Annotated in this window: 12 protein-coding genes and 1 riboswitch; of the genes, 7 read left to right on the plus strand and 5 right to left on the minus strand. The window is 52.9% G+C overall.

Annotated elements, in window-relative coordinates:
* Positions 1 to 6: 6 nt before the first annotated feature.
* Both HA51_RS08350 and HA51_RS08355 read right to left on the minus strand, forming a co-directional pair.
* Positions 7 to 1,044: a FecR family protein gene (locus HA51_RS08350; protein ID WP_245840199.1), complete on the minus strand. Its 1,038-nt coding sequence runs from the start codon at positions 1,042 to 1,044 to the stop codon at positions 7 to 9.
* A complete protein-coding gene (locus HA51_RS08355) occupies positions 1,041 to 1,544 on the minus strand; it encodes an RNA polymerase sigma factor (protein WP_084934105.1) in 504 nt (167 codons plus the stop codon). Before HA51_RS08355 ends, HA51_RS08350 begins: the two co-directional genes overlap by 4 nt.
* Positions 1,545 to 1,840: 296 nt before the next feature.
* Between HA51_RS08355 and pagP the strand changes: the two genes are divergently transcribed.
* On the plus strand, positions 1,841 to 2,398 hold the full coding sequence (pagP, locus tag HA51_RS08360; RefSeq protein WP_084934071.1) for a lipid IV(A) palmitoyltransferase PagP: 558 nt from the start codon (positions 1,841 to 1,843) through the stop codon (positions 2,396 to 2,398).
* Positions 2,388 to 3,881, plus strand: a complete 1,494-nt coding sequence (locus HA51_RS08365) for an alpha/beta hydrolase (RefSeq protein ID WP_084934072.1) — start codon at positions 2,388 to 2,390, stop codon at positions 3,879 to 3,881. Before pagP ends, HA51_RS08365 begins: the two co-directional genes overlap by 11 nt.
* On the opposite strand, the gene HA51_RS08370 is transcribed toward HA51_RS08365, so the two are convergent.
* The 3 genes from HA51_RS08370 to HA51_RS08380 are packed head-to-tail and all read right to left on the minus strand — an operon-like array spanning position 3,868 to position 8,977.
* The gene (locus tag HA51_RS08370; protein WP_084934073.1) at positions 3,868 to 4,833 is read right to left on the minus strand and encodes an acyltransferase; all 966 of its coding nucleotides are present in this window, start codon (positions 4,831 to 4,833) and stop codon (positions 3,868 to 3,870) included. The two genes, HA51_RS08365 and HA51_RS08370, sit on opposite strands and share 14 nt — an antisense overlap.
* Before the next feature lie 2 nt (positions 4,834 to 4,835).
* Positions 4,836 to 7,892 carry an efflux RND transporter permease subunit gene (locus tag HA51_RS08375; RefSeq protein ID WP_084934074.1) on the minus strand — a complete coding sequence of 1,019 codons (3,057 nt, stop codon included), beginning with the start codon at positions 7,890 to 7,892 and terminating at the stop codon, positions 4,836 to 4,838.
* Positions 7,892 to 8,977: an efflux RND transporter periplasmic adaptor subunit gene (locus tag HA51_RS08380; RefSeq protein ID WP_084934075.1), complete on the minus strand. Its 1,086-nt coding sequence runs from the start codon at positions 8,975 to 8,977 to the stop codon at positions 7,892 to 7,894. The genes HA51_RS08375 and HA51_RS08380 overlap by 1 nt, the downstream gene beginning before the upstream one ends.
* A 753-nt stretch (positions 8,978 to 9,730) precedes the next feature.
* On the opposite strand from HA51_RS08380, the gene HA51_RS08385 reads away from it, so the two are divergent.
* The 5 genes from HA51_RS08385 (at position 9,731) to HA51_RS08405 (ending at position 16,814) form a co-directional block, all read left to right on the plus strand.
* Positions 9,731 to 12,418 (plus strand): cation-transporting P-type ATPase, encoded by a 2,688-nt coding sequence (locus HA51_RS08385; protein ID WP_084934076.1) that lies wholly within the window; start codon positions 9,731 to 9,733, stop codon positions 12,416 to 12,418.
* Positions 12,419 to 12,499: 81 nt separating this feature from the next.
* Positions 12,500 to 12,627, plus strand: a riboswitch (TPP riboswitch).
* Positions 12,628 to 12,732: 105 nt separating this feature from the next.
* The gene (locus HA51_RS08390) at positions 12,733 to 13,815 is read left to right on the plus strand and encodes a LuxE/PaaK family acyltransferase (protein WP_084934077.1); all 1,083 of its coding nucleotides are present in this window, start codon (positions 12,733 to 12,735) and stop codon (positions 13,813 to 13,815) included.
* Positions 13,812 to 15,263, plus strand: coding sequence for an acyl-CoA reductase (locus HA51_RS08395; RefSeq protein ID WP_084934078.1), 1,452 nt, complete (start codon positions 13,812 to 13,814; stop codon positions 15,261 to 15,263). Before HA51_RS08390 ends, HA51_RS08395 begins: the two co-directional genes overlap by 4 nt.
* Before the next feature lie 25 nt (positions 15,264 to 15,288).
* On the plus strand, positions 15,289 to 16,056 hold the full coding sequence (locus tag HA51_RS08400; RefSeq protein WP_084934079.1) for a 3-oxoacyl-ACP reductase: 768 nt from the start codon (positions 15,289 to 15,291) through the stop codon (positions 16,054 to 16,056).
* A 383-nt stretch (positions 16,057 to 16,439) separates the two neighbouring features.
* Positions 16,440 to 16,814: a DUF6232 family protein gene (locus tag HA51_RS08405; protein ID WP_169718776.1), complete on the plus strand. Its 375-nt coding sequence runs from the start codon at positions 16,440 to 16,442 to the stop codon at positions 16,812 to 16,814.
* The last annotated feature ends 222 nt before the right edge of the window (positions 16,815 to 17,036 follow it).

A 17,036-nucleotide genomic window follows, 5' to 3' on the forward strand; every position in this document is an offset into this window, starting at 1 on the left:
TCGATTTTAATTATTTTTATTCTCAGCAGCGCCTGATGTTATAACTTTTTGATTTTTAATTACTTTTATTTTCACTGGTAATACACGTGGTAGTGCGCTGGCAAAGCTATCGACTCGTTCAGTATCAAAACTCCCACTCACCCGCAGGGCAGCGACGCTCGGTGAATGGAGTCTTAAGGAGACATCGCGATAGCGAGCAAATTCTGCCAGCGCCATATCCAACCGCGTGTTATCCAGCACGATTCTATCCTCGCGCCACGCTGCGATGCTTTCGGAAGGTAAAGTAGAGAGTGAAACCAGGCGTCCTTGTGCATCGCTTAATGAGCGTTGGGAAGCGTGCAGTACGCTGATATGACGTTGAGCCTGCGGCAAATGTAGATGCTGCATGGCCCGCCACCAGCGATTTTCCCAGCCTCCACGTGGGCCAACACGTACAGCACCCGAACTGACGGCGACCTCACTGCCTTCTCCACTCATGGTATGGGGTAGATAGCGTACGCTAAATTCGGTACCCACCACTGTCACACGCGTTGGCCCGCTCAACACCAAAAATGGCTGGTTCGGGTTATGCGCTATCTGAAAGAAAGCTTGTCCTTGTGGCATGTCCACTTCTCTACGGTGGGCAAAATAACGGACATGCAACGCTGTGCCCGCATCCAGTGTGAGCGTGCTGCCGTCAGGAAGCTGAACGGTGCGGATTTCGCCGCGTCCGGTATGCCAACTGGCACTGTAAATCGGTGACGCAAGTTCATCACGTAATGGGAAGAAAAGTATCGCGGTCATGAACAGAAACGTGCACGCTGCCATGACAGGCCACCACAATCGGCGGCGTGGTGTAACCGGTCGAAGGTCTGCAACTGCACTGGCAGGGATGGCTGCTGTCTCTTGCCACAGGCCGCCGAGATCTTCAAATTCGGCCTGGTGGGCGGGCACTTGCAACCAGCGTTCAAACTCTGCTTGTTCCGATCGCGTCATGCCTTCCTCCTGACGGAGTAGCCAATGGATCGCCTGCTCGGCAACCGTCTGGTTGTCATTTCGCATCATCGTGACTTCCTTGTTGACTGCTCTTCACGCCAACTGTCGCGGCTCGCACGGCAGGCCAGCATGGCGCGAATGATGTGTTTTTCCACCATATTGGTGGATATCCCCATGCTCGCGGCGACCTCACTTTGCGATTGACCGTCAATGCGATGGCGGATAAACGCTTCCCGGCAACGTGGCGGCAGTGATTCAATGGCGGCAACGATGTGAGTGATATATTGCTGGTTCTCAAGCTGATTATCTGGCTGTTCGTAGCCCGGAGCCAGCAACTCATCGGTGGTAATGTCTTGCGAGGGTTCATACTGTTTCTGTAGGCGATAACGGTCGACCAAAAGATTTCTGGCGATATGGTAGAGCAAACCGCGATGCGAGGAAATCTGTTCCGGGGAAGCCAGGGCGCGGCTGAATGTCTCCTGGGTGAGCTCTTCAGCGAGGTGTTTGTCCCGCAGTTTACCGCTCAGAAATCGGAACAATTCCGTGTAGTAACGCTCGAACGCTGACAAGGTGGCTTCCCAACACAACCGCACGTTGTGACGTGCATGAAAGAGTGACAGCCTGTATTTGAATGAAAATCGTTATCGTTATCAAGATGGGATGAGCGTATTTGTTAAAAAAAGCCTCGCTGGGGTGAATTCGAAACGTTATTTAACCTGGACCTATGACGAAACAGTACACAATCCCCTCAACCTCCGCTAAACAACTATAATATTGACTGAATTGCTGCCCGGAATGGGCAGGCAGATCATGCTGGCTGTTTCTCTTGCTGATTATCATCGGTGCTTTTGCAGAAGGATGCCCCATGCGAAGTATTCTGAAGGTTCTGTCTGTCACCTTATGTCTGTTGGTCTTTCCCGCTGGTGCAACTGGCACATTGAGTGATGGTTGGGAGTGGCTTAAGCAGGACGTTTCTCAAACCTGGGAACAACCGCAGTATACCGACCTCTATCTTCCCTTCATCAGTTGGCATGCCCGCTTTGCTTACGACAAAGAGAAAACGGATAACTACAACGAATCGCCATGGGGCGGGGGACTTGGCGTCTCGCGTTATAACGAAGAGGGCGACTGGAGTGCGCTCTATGCGATGGCGTTTAAAGACTCCCACAACAAATGGCAGCCAATTATCGGTTATGGCTGGGAGAAGGGTTGGTATCTGGATCAGGCGCGGGATTTCCGCCTGGGGCTAGGACTGACAGCAGGCGTTACCGCACGCGACGACTTCGCGAATTATGTGCCGCTGCCGATTGTCCTGCCGTTGTTCTCCGCCGGATATAAGCGTTTAAACGTGCAGTTCACTTACATTCCGGGTTCTTACAATAACGGCAACGTGCTCTTTGCCTGGTTCCGTTATGGTTTCTAACACCCTGATTAAGGTGGTTAAGCGCGTCGCTTTGGTATTGCTGACGTTGATAGTGATGTTTTTATTGATACGCGGTTATCAGTCCGAACAAGGCCCCGCGTTGCATCGCTGGCATACCTGGTCTGCTGATGAAATGACGGCAGATCAGATCGATCATGCCAGTTTTGCTGATTACCTTGCTCGGGAAGATGCCATTTTCCGCGAAATGAAAACCGAGGTGAGCGATAAGCTCAGCGATGAGGAGAAAACCTCGCTCAACCGTTTTTATGCGCAAAGCCAGGTTTATCCCGCTAATTTCCAGACCAACTGGAACCGTTCTTTTGTCCTTAAACCCACCGGCACGGTGAAAGGTGCTGTGGTGCTGCTGCACGGGTTAACCGACTCGCCTTATAGCGTGCGCTATCTGGCGCAGGCTTATCAACAACAAGGCTTTGTTGCGGTGGTGCCAAGGCTGCCGGGACACGGTACTGCCCCTGGCTCGCTGACCAAAGTGGACTGGAAAAGCTGGCTGGCGGTGACGAGATTAGCGGTGCGCGAAGCCACGCGGCTGGCGGGCACGCAGGTTCCTTTGCATCTGGTGGGTTACTCGAATGGCGGCGCGTTAGCGATGAAATATGCGCTGGATAGCCAGCAAGATAATGCGCTGCGTAAACCGCAACAGCTTGTGCTGCTGTCACCGATGATTGGCGTCACGGCGTATGCGCGTTTTGCTGGATTAGCCGGTTGGCCGGCGATTTTCCCGGTCTTTGCGAAAGCCGCCTGGCTAAATATCGTGCCAGAGTACAACCCGTTTAAATACAACTCCTTCCCAGTGCGTGCAGCGCGCCAGTCATGGCTGTTAACCCAGGCATTACAGGATCAAATTGTGCAACTCTCGCGCCGGGGTGAATTAAGCCATTTACCTCCCGTACTGACATTCCAGTCGGTGCTGGATTCCACCGTTAGCACGCGTGCGGTGGTGAACGCGCTTTATCAATATCTGCCGGACAACAGCAGCCAGTTAGTGATTTTCGATATAAACCAAGCAGCAAACCTGCGAGCGTTGTTCCGACCCGCACTCTATTCAGCGGTGAATACCTTACTGCCCGCGGCTCCGCGCCACTATGCCACCACGGTGATTACCAACGCCTCCGCCACCACCTATGACACCGTCGCGCGAACCGTCGCCGCTGATCAAACCCAAGAAGTGGTCAAGCCGCTGCATCAGGCATGGCCGCAGGACATGTATTCGCTATCGCATGTTGCCGTGCCTTTCCCGCTGACCGACTCCCTGTATGGGCGGGAACCCATAGAGAAGAACCGCTATGGCATCAGCCTCGGCACCATTTCATTACGCGGTGAGACCTCAAGCCTGACGGTGGGATTGGATACGTTGATGCGCAATACCTCGAACCCATTCTTTGACGACATGATGGCGCAAATCAACGCCCGTATTGCCTGCAGTCAGCAGACCGATCTGCAACGGTGTCTCAAAGGGTTATGACTTTTTTAAGCAGCGAACTGGCGAGAATCAGCCGCGAAATGAGCACTGAAGCGGCGAAAGTGACCACTAGCAGCGTCAGTTTGGCAGCCAGCGAGTTGATGGGGATCACTGATGTGATGAGATCAAACACCGAGTAGTGAAGAATATACACCCCCGTCATCGTCTTGCTGATGGTGGACAGAATCGTCTCCTTGAACACCACATTGCGACGAAAGCGAACGCGACTGGCGGCCACGATCAGTACTACTACCAGAAGATAAATTTGTGACCCGGTGAGAAGAAAAGCATTTCGATCGGCTTTGAACAGAGCAAAGAAAAAGTGTTGTTCATAAAGCCAGGTGAACAGATAGATAAAGGGCAGGGAGATCGCGGCCGCGCGCGTTACACTCTTGCGGTTAAGCCAATTCTCGATCACCGGTTCACATAATAGCTGGCCGGTGAGGTAAAACAGTAACCATGTCCAGATGCGATATTGCGGCTCCAGCCTGAAGAGGCTGACATCGGGATACAGCACCGCGAGCAAGTCGTAGCCATACGAGAATACGAGCAGGGTGAGCACCAGTAAACCAAAGGTGACACGGTGTAGTGTTAGCCAGGCAATCAGTGGGTGGAAGCTGTAGATAACCACGAAGGAAAACACAAACCATGGCTGAATCAGATAGCCGCGCTGGTAGGGTTCCCAAAGGTAATACACCGTCATCCAGAAGAGAAAAACGATCACCACATTCCTGATTTTCGTCAACTGCCAGCGCAGGTCCTGCTCGGCTCGCGCATCCATGATGCCCGCCACCACAAAGAACAACGGCGTGGCAATGGTCGAGATAAAGGTCAGAAAGGCTAGAATCCAGTGGTAATCATAATCGTAGCGGTCCCAAGTGTTATATAGGGTAAAGAACGTCACCGCTGCCATGCATCCCATGGTCTTGATGACATTCAGCCCAGTGACGTTCATGGCTAAGCGGCTGTCTTAGGCCGATGGAAGCAGGCGTAGATCACCGGTAATACCAACAGCGTGAGTACCGTAGCAAAGCCCAGCCCAAACATAATCACCACCGCCATGCTCTGGAAGAACACATCACGCAATAGCGGCGCCAGGCCTAAAACAGTGGTGAAGGCGGTGAGCAGAATCGGGCGTAAACGCGAAGTGGCGGCGTAAAGGATCGCTTCATGCTGCGGTTTAGCCTGCTTCTGCTGTTCAATTTCCTCAACCAGCACAATGCCATTACGAATTAACATCCCGCTCAGGCTGAGTAAGCCAATCAGCGCCATAAAGCCGAAAGGAATACCGGTGATCAGGAAGCCAGGCGTTACGCCAATTAGCGCCAATGGCACGGTCAGCCAGATAGCGACAGCATTCTTCAGTGAGCTAAACATCAGTACCGTAATCACAAACATCACCAGATAACCGAGTGGCAAGGTGCTAAATACCCCGGCCTGGGCATCGCTGGAGCTTTCCGCGTCGCCACCCCATTCGATGCTGTAACCGTGCGGCAGCGGAATCTGATCGATTTGCGGTTTCACGCGCGCCAAAATATCACCCGAAGTATCGCTGCTGAGCGGATTAGGGTCGGTTTGCACAGTCAGCACACGGCTGCGATCACGGCGTAGAATCAACGGATCTTCCCACTCCAGTTTAAAACCACTCACCACATTACTTAGCGGGATGTAATGCTGCTGACTTTGGCTCCACACCAGCACATTGTTGAGATGGTTAGCATCCTGACGTTCACTGGCTGGTGGGCGCACGACGACTGGTAACAGGTCTGCCCCTTCGCGATATAGCCCGACGCGGCTGCCGGTAAAGTTCATCTGCAAGGCGTTATCAACTTCCTGCTTATCTACCCCGAGTTCACGCCCCAATGCAGGGTTAAACTGTGGGCGAATCACTTTACTGCGGTTTTGCCAGTCATTGCGCACGCTATCGGTGGCAGGATCTTGTGACAGGATATCGCCGACCTGGCTGGCTATCATGCGCATACGGTCGGGATCGGGCCCTTTAATACGCACCTCAATCGCACTGCCGCCAGAAGGGCCAAACATCACGCGCTTGGTACTGGCATTTACTTGCGGATACTGCCGCGCAATATAGGCATCAATGTTGCGCGAGAGGGCGGCAATTTTTCGCTGATCGTCCATGCGCACCATAATTTGCGCATAGTTGCTGTACTGGCGCTGCCCGTTATAGGTGAGGATAAAGCGCATGCTTCCCTGACCAATGGTGGTCACCGTGGAGACCACGCCTTGCTGCCCAGTGATCGATTTTTCAATGTCGCTGGCCATCTGTTCCGTCGATTTAATGTCCGTGCCGTAGGGCAGCCAGAGATCGACAAAGAAGATCGGCGTATTGGAGGAGGGGAAGAAGTTTTGTCGTACCGAACCAAAGCCCCATACCGACAACGCCAACAGCACGGCCATCACCGAAAGCGTAATGACTTTTTGGTTGAGTAGCGCTTTCAGGGTGCGCTGGTAAAGCTGGTAAAAACCGCCGTCATAGGGTGACTTGTCGGTTTGTGCGGCGCCATCCGTTCCCGCTTTGAACAACCACCACTTGATCAACACCGGCGTGATGGTGAGCGCCGAGAACCAACTGAGCATCAGCGAGATCAGTAATACCTGGAACAGGGATTTACAGTATTCGCCGGTGGAGTCCTGCGACAATCCAATCGGCGCGAAGGCCAGAATCGCGATTATTGTCGCGCCTAACAGCGGAAAGGCGGAGCGGCGGATAACGAAGTTCATCGACGAGACCAGCGATGACCCTTGCTGGCGGGCGATCAGCACGCCTTCAACAATCACGATGGCATTATCGACCAGCATACTCAGCGCAATGATCAACGCACCTAGCGAGATACGCTGCAACTCAATGCCCCACAGATACATGATCAGCAGGGTACCTAATACGTTGAGTGCCAGCGATAGCGCGATAATAATGCCGCTGCGTACGCCCATAAAGATCAGCAGCACGCCAACAACAATCGCCAACGCCATCAGGAAGTTGGTGATAAAGCCATTCACCGAATGCGCCACTTCCGCAGCCTGGTCATAAAACATATTGATCTGGATGCCAGCCGGTTTTTCCGCCGACATCTGCTGTAGTTTGGCTTCCAACGCGCGACCGACATCAATCACGTTGACACCAGGAATGAAGGAGACGCCCATGGTGACGGCGGGTTTTCCACTCGCGTGGTAGATGCTGGTGGGCGATTCACTCAGCCCGCGTGACAGGGTGGCGATATCGCGCAGACGCGTGGTGGCTGTTGCGCCGATGGGGCTCACCAACAGGTCGCTCAGCTCATCAATGTTCTCAAACTCTCCTGTGGGGTGGAGGCGGATTGATTCGGTACCAGATTTGATATCCCCGGCACTGGACACCACATTCAGACGGCTCAACGCGCTGGAGAGTTGCGTTAAGGTGATACCGCGTGCAGCCATTTTCGTCAGGGAAACATCAACGTTAACTTGCTGCGGAATGACACCGCCCAACGTGACTTTGCCCACGCCGGGCACAAGCGCCAGTTCGCGCCGCAGCTGTTCTGCATATTGCACCAGCTCGGGGTTACTGAAGTTGTCACCGGAAATCGCGAAGAAAAAGCCAAATACATCGCCAAAATCGTCATTAACGAACGGCGCCGCCACGCCCGGAGGGAAAAAGCGTGCCGCATCACCCACGCGCCGCCGCAGTTCATCCCAGATCTGGGGTAATTCATTGGAATGGTAGCGTGAGTCAATGTTGACGGTGATTTGCGATAAACCGTTAGAAGAAATAGAACTGACGTTATCCAGATAGGGCAGTTGCTGCAGGGCATTTTCCAGTGGCAGCGTGACTTCTTCTTCCACCTGCTGCGCGGAGGCGCCTGGATATTGGGTGACGACCACCGCTGTTTTAATGGTGAAGGCGGGATCTTCTAGCCGACCAATATTTAGCAGTGCAAAAATACCCCCGACGCCTAACAGCAAAATGGCCAGCCAAACGCGGATCGGGTTATCAATAAACTGTCGGGAGATATCCATTACAGACCCCGCTCACGCGTCCAGATGCGCACCGCTTGTTGGGCATGCAATTCATTGACGCCAGCCGCAACCACGCGCTCACCGGCATGTAATCCTTCGGTGATCACCACACCTTGATCGGTGACTTCGCCGACCGTGACTTTGCGATCTTCCAACTGCAATTGATCACCACTGCCTTGTACGACCCAGACATGCGGTTCATTACGTTGGCTATTGTCCGGGTTGAACACCGCCTCGACCGGCACCACCAGCGACTCACGACTGACGTTGGCAGGCAGGTTCGCAAGGTTAATGGTGACGGTCCCGCTCACTCCGCCAACGGCAGGAAAATCCGCAGGACGCGGCATGGTTAAAATCACCTGCCAGGTCAGAGTATTGCTGCTACTGCTGCCGGTGTGCTCTTTGTAGGTCGCTTCAAATTGACGGTCTGGCAACGTATTGATGCGCACTACCGGACGGTAAGTCAGGTTGCGGATATCCAGCGCGGTGAAGAGGTTTTCCGGTACGTTGAACACCACATCGAGCAAGTCGGTGCGAGTCAAAGTCGCGATGGTTTGGCCAGCAGCCACAACCTGATGATTCCGCACGTTCACCGTCGCGGCGGTTCCGCTAAAGGGCGCACTCAGCGTCATCTGACTTAATTCTTCGCGGGCAATTTGTAACGCAGCATTGGCGGCATCGCGATTAGCACGTTGCACATCCATTTCAGATTGCGATATCGCCTGCCGGCCTGAAAGAGTTTGAAAACGCGCAAATTGACGTTGCGCCAGAGTAGCAGCGGTTTGTCGCTCATTGACGCGTTGCTGGGCTTCCCGTGCCACCAGGCGAGCCAGCACTTGCCCTTGTGTCACCGCATTACCTTGACGGATCTCCAGTGCATCGATCTGCCCTCCACGTTTAAACGACAAATCGGTTGAGTCACCCGATTCAATACGGGCGGGAAAGATGCGCTGTTGAGATTGGCCTGAAGCGACGACCTCCACCACTTTAACCATTCTAGGTAGCGGTGAAACTTCCTGTTTTTTTTGATCGCAACCCGTTGTTATTAATATAACAATGGCAATCAGAGAAAAATAACGCATCACAGAGTTCCCCTTTGCAATACCGGTTTAATTTTTAGCGTTATTATTAGCGGCTAATTTATTCGCCCAACATAGAAACCACCGCGTAAGTGAATAGCCCTACCGCAGAACAGGTGATTATCGCTAACACAACATACAGACTTAGACGTAGCAGACTATAGTCCGGCATCGCGGCCTCCATTAACCTTGACCGCAATCATACGGCGCCACGGTTTTAAAGTTGGGAGAGATTCATGGGGTTGTTTTTTCTATGAATGAGCATAGTCCCACAAATCAGAATTTGTAAAGTTTGTTGAATTCAATAGATTTTAATCATTTATCAAGATATTAGGCTGCAAATGCTCCCTTTGTCGGACTATTAATCTGCGATTTCAGTATTAGAAACTGGCTGCATAATGCGGGTGTTTTTGTTCACTCACTATGATTTATATCATGGTCGCATCAGAAATATCTTATTAATCTATGGGTTAATGTTTTCGCTGTTGTTGATTTGATGTTTTTCTTTTTGGGGGTGAATAAGATGAATAACCCTGTGCTACGTTTATAACGTCCATTTTTTCAAATCGATAGTTATGTCGTATAGATTAAATTCCTGCCCCTTTTCTGTGGGCAGCCACTAATTGCATATCTTTAAGTTATAACGGGCATCATCTCAACAGCGCGTCGATGTTTTTTCTATGAATTCGAAGTGGATGGATCTGTTAATAACGAGATATCACCGCCTTGATTTCCGAAACAGGATTTGAGGAGAAAGCGATGAATACGGGTAAATCGGAAAGTGCGTACTATCATCTCTCTGTCGATGAAACACTATCGAAAACAGAGAGTTCAGTGGAAGGTATCAGCAGTGCGGAAGCCGCAGCGCGCTTGCAACAGTACGGGGAAAATGCGCTGCCGCAAAAACCCGGTAAGCCTGCGTGGCTACGTTTTCTGGCTCATTTTAACGATGTTTTAATCTACGTCTTGCTGGCGGCGGCGCTGCTTACAGCAGTGATGGGCCATTGGGTCGATACGCTGGTCATTTTAGGCGTGGCGGTGGTCAATGCGTTAATTGGTCATATTCAGGAGAGCAATGCCGCGAAATCACTGCAAAGTATTCGCAACATGCTCTCCAGTGAGACGGTGGTGATCCGCGCGGGCAATCATGAAACCTTGCCCACGACTGCGCTGGTGCCAGGTGATGTGGTGGTGATTCGCGCCGGGGACCGTATTCCTGCGGACCTGCGCGTTATCGAAGCGCACAACCTGCGTGTGGAAGAGGCCATCCTTACCGGGGAATCCACGGTCGTTGAGAAAATCACAGACGCGTTAAGCGGTGATTTACCCTTGGGCGATCGCACCAATCTGTTGTTCTCCGGCACCACCGTCAGTTCAGGCGGCGGTAAGGGGCTGGTGGTCGCCACTGGCGGGGAAACAGAACTGGGACACATCAACCAGATGATGTCCGACATTGAGAAACATCGTACGCCGCTGCTGGTGCAAATGGACAAGTTGGGTAAAGCCATCTTCCTGATCATCCTGGCGATGATGGCCGCGCTGTTTGTCTTCAGCCTGCTGTTCCGTGACATGCCAGTTTCGGAGCTGATGCTCTCCTTAATCAGTCTGGCCGTTGCGTCGGTTCCCGAAGGCTTACCGGCCATCATCTCCATCATCCTCTCCCTTGGCGTGCAGACCATGGCGAAGCAGAAGGCGATCATTCGCAAGCTGCCAACGGTCGAAACGTTAGGGGCGATGACGGTTATCTGCTCAGATAAAACCGGTACCCTGACCATGAATGAGATGACGGTGAAAGCGGTGATTACTGCCGACCACATCTATCGGGTCGAAGGTGACAGCTATGAACCTGTCGGGGCGATTCACAAAACCGATGATGCGCTGCCGATTACCGTCACCGAAGGGTCGTTACTGGAACGTTATCTACGCACCATTGATTTGTGCAATGACAGCCAGTTGGTCAAGGACGAGAGCGGGCTATGGAAAATCACCGGGGGCCCAACAGAAGGTGCCTTGAAAGTGCTGGCAGCGAAGGGACAGTTGCCGGTAGTGACGACAGAAATGCGCAGTAAAATTCCGTTCGATTCGCAATATAAGTATATGTCGACGCTTTACCGTGTCGGTGATGAAGAGCGCGTATTGGTTACTGGCGCGCCTGATGTGCTGTTCAGACTTTGCCAACAGCAGCAAACCGAAAACGGCTTACAGCCGCTGGACCTTCCGTTTTGGGAAGCCAAAATCGAAGAGTACGCACGGGAAGGTTTGCGCATGGTGGCGGCGGCATGGAAACCCGCGATGCCAGGACAAACTACTTTGGACCATACTGACCTGCAACAGGGCGTGATCTTGCTGGGTATTGCCGGGATGATGGACCCACCACGCCCCGAAGCGATCACCGCGATCCGCGACTGTCTGCAAGCGGGCATCCGCGTCAAAATGATTACCGGCGACCATCCACAAACCGCGATGAGTATTGGTCAGATGCTCGGTATCGGTAATGCCAATAGCGCCATCACCGGACGTGAATTGGAAGTGATGGATGACCACCAACTGAGCGAAGCGGCACAGGCTTACGATATCTTTGCGCGCACCAGCCCCGAAGATAAATTCCGCCTGGTGCAGGCGCTGCAAAGTAAAAAAGAAGTGGTAGGCATGACCGGGGATGGCGTAAACGATGCGCCCGCCTTGAAACAGGCCGATGTCGGTGTGGCGATGGGCATTAAAGGGACCGAAGTCACCAAAGAAGCTGCAGATATGGTGTTAACGGATGATAACTTCGCCACCATCGCCAGCGCCGTACGAGAAGGGCGTCGAGTTTATGACAACCTGAAAAAGACCATCTTGTTCATCATGCCTACCAACCTTGCACAGGGGCTGTTGATCATCATCGCGCTACTCGCGGGGAATTTAATCCCGCTCACGCCGGTATTGATTCTGTGGATGAACATGGCGACATCGGCCACGCTTTCATTTGGACTGGCGTTTGAGGAAGGTGAGAAAAACATCATGCGCCGCCCACCTCGCGATCCTAAACTGCACGTAATGGATGGCTTTGCGATCTGGCGTGTGATTTTTGTCGGTTCGATGATTGCCATCAGTGCCTTCGTGCTGGAAGCCTGGCTGCAACCACGCGGCTACTCACCGGAGTTTATTCGTACGGTGTTGCTGCAAACCCTGGTAACGGCACAGTGGTTCTATATGTTGAACTGCCGCGTGTCCGATGGTTTCTCATTAAGCAAAGGTCTGCTGATGAATAAAGGCATTTGGATCGTCAGCGCCGTGCTACTGGTACTGCAATTGCTGATCATCTATGCGCCGTTTATGCAGTTGCTGTTTGGCACAACCGGACTGCCATTCCGCTATTGGGTGATCACCTTCATCATCGGATTTGTCATGTTCCTGATTGTCGAAATTGAGAAACCTCTAACCCGCAAATTCAGAACGGCCTAGTCAGTTAACAGCACCTGCTCAGGCGGGTGCTGTCTCTTCTTCACTCCCTTGACACCTAAGCTGGCAACACCCTAGACTGCCTTTTGTTCCAAGGGGTGCCCAGATAGTGGGCTGAGATTCTACCCGCTGGCGATATGTGGCTGGCAACGTAGTGACCCTCCGAACCTGATCCGGCTAATACCGGCGTAGGGATGCGGGACATAGGGCGCAATCACGCCCTGATTCCATCTTTGTGCTTTGTAGCGGACAGACCATCCTCAGCAGGCTTTACCTGTTTGAGAGACTTCGCACATTCGCCACAGGTGGACCCAAAGATGACCGAAGCCGCTATTATCGATGCGTTGCTGACTTTCCTGCCGCAGCAGAATACGACCGAAGACGATTTTAACCGTCTGGCGCTCGCTATCTTTGCCTATCAGTTTGAACACAACCCCTCTTACCGACGCTTTGCCCTTCAGCGAGGACGCACACCTTTTACGGTCAAGCACTGGCGCGCCATTCCCGCGATTCCGATTAGCGCCTTTAAAGACCTGACTTTGAGTTGTCATGACATTGAAGACGTTGAAGCGGTGTTTATGACCAGCGGCACAACCGGCACGGTAAAAGGGCGCAGCTATCATCCTACGCTCGATGTATGGAAATGTTCGATGACGCACAATTTCCGCCAACGCTTTATGGCGGGCCGCGAGCGGATTCGCATGGGCATCTTATTCCCCGATAACACCACCTTACCCAACTCCTCACTGGCGCATTACCTGACGTTGGCGAAGCACACTTTTGGCACCGCCGACAGTGCCGTGATGCTCAATGACAATGAACTGGATTGGGATCGCTTGTTCGCGGCGTTGGAACAGGCTGAAGCCAACGGCGAGCCTTATGCTTTGCTCGGAGCCAGTTATAGTTTTGTGCACCTGCTGGATGAGTTGCAACGTCAGGGGCGTCGCTTTGCCTTGCCCGAAGGCAGCCGCATTCTTGATACCGGTGGGTTCAAAGGGCAGTCACGCGAGATCGAAGCTGACGACTTTTACAACGCGCTCACCCATGCGTTGGGCGTACCGCGAGAGCAGTGCATCAACATGTACGGCATGACCGAACTGAGCAGCCAGTTCTATGACAACGGCAACGTTGAGTGCCCATCGGTGAAATCTGGTCCGCACTGGATCCGCACGCGGGTGGTGAATCCACTTACTGGAGAAGAGGTTCCAGAGGGTGAGATTGGTGTGCTGGTGCATCATGATTTGGCTCACTTTAATTCTGCCTCGGCGCTGTTAACCGAAGATGCGGGCGTGGCGGTGGAGGGTGGTTTCCAACTGCTGGGCCGCGTCACGGGCTCGGATGCCAAAGGGTGTTCGCTAGCGATGGCTGAGTTTCTCGCGGCAGCGCAGGGTGCCCAGTGAAAGAGTTTGCAGGTTATTTGCCAGGCTGCATTCCGCCCGCAGAGGTGCAGTGGCGCACGCTGCACTTCCAGTCTCACGGGGAACAGGTCGAGGTGGCAGTGCCCGATCTCAATGCCGCACAGATCGCGGTATTAAGTGACCATGTTCGATCTCATACGCGTCACTATTTGCGTACGCTTAGCGTGGCGAAGATTGTTGCCATCGTCGATGAAGCGATCGCGCGACTGCTGGACCGGAACCATCCACTCCGTATTAAAGCGGAAACGCTGCTGCCGATTGTCACCGGGTACGATGGTGAAATGATTCGCAGCGGCCTTACCGGCTATCTGAAAACCTTCCGCCAGCCGCAGTTAAAACGCTTTCTTGCCGAAGATTTTAATGATGCGCAGATACTCGATGATTTTCAGCCGCGTCCGAACGGCGGTTTTGCGCGGGCGTTTGGTCCGGAACTGCTGATGCACATCTGGGCGGGCAATGTGCCGGGACTGCCGTTATGGAGTTTGATCTCGGGCTTGCTGGTCAAAGCGGGCACCATTGGCAAATTGCCCGGTGCCGAGCCGCTGATGGCGGGGTGGTTTGCCGGACTTCTGGCTGAGATCGATCCGCAACTGGGCGAGTGCCTGGCGGTGGTGTGGTGGAAAGGCGGTGATACCACAGTTGAATCGGTGTGGTTTAAGCAGCCCGATACCATCGTCGCCTATGGCGGCAACTCCACGCTGGCGGCAATTCAGCAGCAGCTCCCCATCACCACTCGTTTTTTACCACACGGCCATAAAATCAGCGTGGGTTTGGTGGCGCGCTCGGCATTGGATGCCCGGCAAGGGGCCGAACTGGCGCGGCGAGCTGCTTACGATGTGATGCGCTATGACCAGTCGGGATGCTACTCGCCGCAAATGTTGTTCATCGAACGGGGCGGGCGCGTCTCGCCGCAGGAGTTTTCGGCGTATCTCGCCCACGAGTTGCAGGCTCTGGCGCGCAAACATCCGCGTGGTGAACTCTCTCTGGCGGAAAGGAACAGCATCGCTGCCTGGCGCAACAATGAAGAGATCCGCGCACTGCAAGGCGATCGCACGTTATACGGTGATGCGTTCGAGAACTGGGCAGTGGTGTGCGTGGACAGGCCGGAGCCACTCGTACCTGCGGCACTTGGGCGTACGTTAAAGGTGGTGGCCGTAGAGGATATAGAGCAGGCCATCGCGTTAGTGGCTGAGCAAAAAGTCTATTTACAAACCGCTGCGGTGGCTGCCGAACCACAGGCGCTGTTCCGCCTTTCCTCTGCGCTGGGGCAGGTAGGCGTGACCCGCATCACGGCGTTTGGACACATGACTTCACCGGCGGCAGGCTGGCATCACGATGGACGATTTAGCCTGCTGGATCTGGTGACCCTCACCGAAATCGAATACGCAGCGGAAGAGGCAGCAGAAAGATTTGCGCCTTACGCTGACTGATGGGATTTAACTACAGGAGATTTTTATGAAATTTGCTGATCGTACCGTGCTGGTCACAGGGGCTAGCCGGGGTATTGGGGCGGCTATCGCCAAAGCCTTCGCCGCTGAGGGCGCGTTGGTGGTGGTGAACTATCTGCGCAGTGAGCAAGCAGCAGAGGAAGTGGTGAAAAGCTGTGAGGCGCTTGGCGGTACGGCTTTCGCGATACGTGCAGACGTGACTTCTCCAGAACAGGTTACCGCAATGATGGAGCAGATTCTCAATACCACCGGCCGCCTTGATGCGGTGATCAATAATGCTTTTGCCCCTTATGTTTTTGATACCGAAAATCGCCAGCGCTTTTGGGAAACCTCATGGCAGGGCTACCAAAGCCAATTTGAAGGTGCCGTTGGTGCAGCCTACAACGTGTGTCAGGCTGCATTGCCGCTGATGCGTTCACGTGCGCGCGGCAGCATTGTGAATCTCTCCAGCGATTTGGTGGCCCGTCCTTCGGTGCCTTACCACGATTACGTGACAGCCAAGTCCGCATTGATCGGTTTCAGCCGTTCGCTAGCAGCGGAGTTAGGCCCGCTGGGCATTCGCGTCAATTGTGTTGCGCCGGGATTGGTCTATCCCACCGATGCCAGCCGCGCCACGCGGGAAGATGTGCGCGACTTTATCACCGCACAAACGCCTTTGCGCCGTATTGCCCAACCAGAAGATGTGGCTGGGCCGGTCATGTTCCTGGCTTCAGACTGGAGCGAGTTTGTGACCGGACAGACGCTGTATGTGGATGGGGGGCTGGTGATGGGGTGAAGGGGGGGTAAGTATTTAGTTCGCTATGAGCGAACTGTAGACATTTTGCTCATAGTGACTGATTGTTATAAAGACATCTGACATCATATCCCTTTACTGCGCCTCAGCCGAACCCCTCAGACCGAAGCCATTCCGTAACCGCAAAAACACGCCTTTTCGTCTACTAAAACACTCTTAAATTCAAGGTTTTAATTTTTCACCGGCTGCATGGCTTTGCATGCAAAAACTGGAAGAGATTTTAACCTCCAGGGTGAAGTTAACAACAAGAAAAATCATTGAAAACGAGATGTTTGCTTAAGCTCTAGTAAAAAAAATTAAAGTTTAGGCAGTGTCTTGCCGTTTATTTCATTCGGTGCGACTTCACTCAGACAAAGGGATTGAAAATGTCAGAAATAGAATTCTACAGAAACGGTAATGTTAGTATTAGTAATTCTCGTTTTATCGTTGGGACAACAACTTATGCCATGAATGGTGTAACTTCCGTCAAAAGAGGGCAAAATGAGCCTCCAAAGGCGGCTCCAATCGTCGTAGGTCTGATTGGGGTTGTGATGGTTTTTGCCGCTTCGACCCTTTTATTCAAAGGAATTGGAGTGCTTGTCGTATTAGCTTGCATCGCTTGGTTTAAATCCTTAAAAACTGAATACCTCGTTTTTCTGAACAGCTCTTCCGGTGAATCTCAGGCTTTAGCCAGCACCGATAAAGGATACATTGACCAGGTCATTCATAATCTCAATGAAGCAATTATTCACCGTGGCTAGCTATGCGGCCGGGTGAGTAATTCAGGTTTTCAGAATAAACACGAGATGAAAACTCGCTTTATCACAGCGACAGAAAGTTATAAGTCTCAGTCGCTGTGAATATTCCAACGCCATTGCTTTCAAATGCAGCGCTACGAGGTCCTGCTGTCTGAGTGCATCTAGCTCGTTAAGCACGCAAGGAAATGTCAGCGATGACATGGATGAAGCCGTCAATATCAAAGT

This window comes from Pantoea rwandensis, from assembly GCF_002095475.1.
Taxonomy (GTDB): Bacteria; Pseudomonadota; Gammaproteobacteria; order Enterobacterales; family Enterobacteriaceae; genus Pantoea; species Pantoea rwandensis.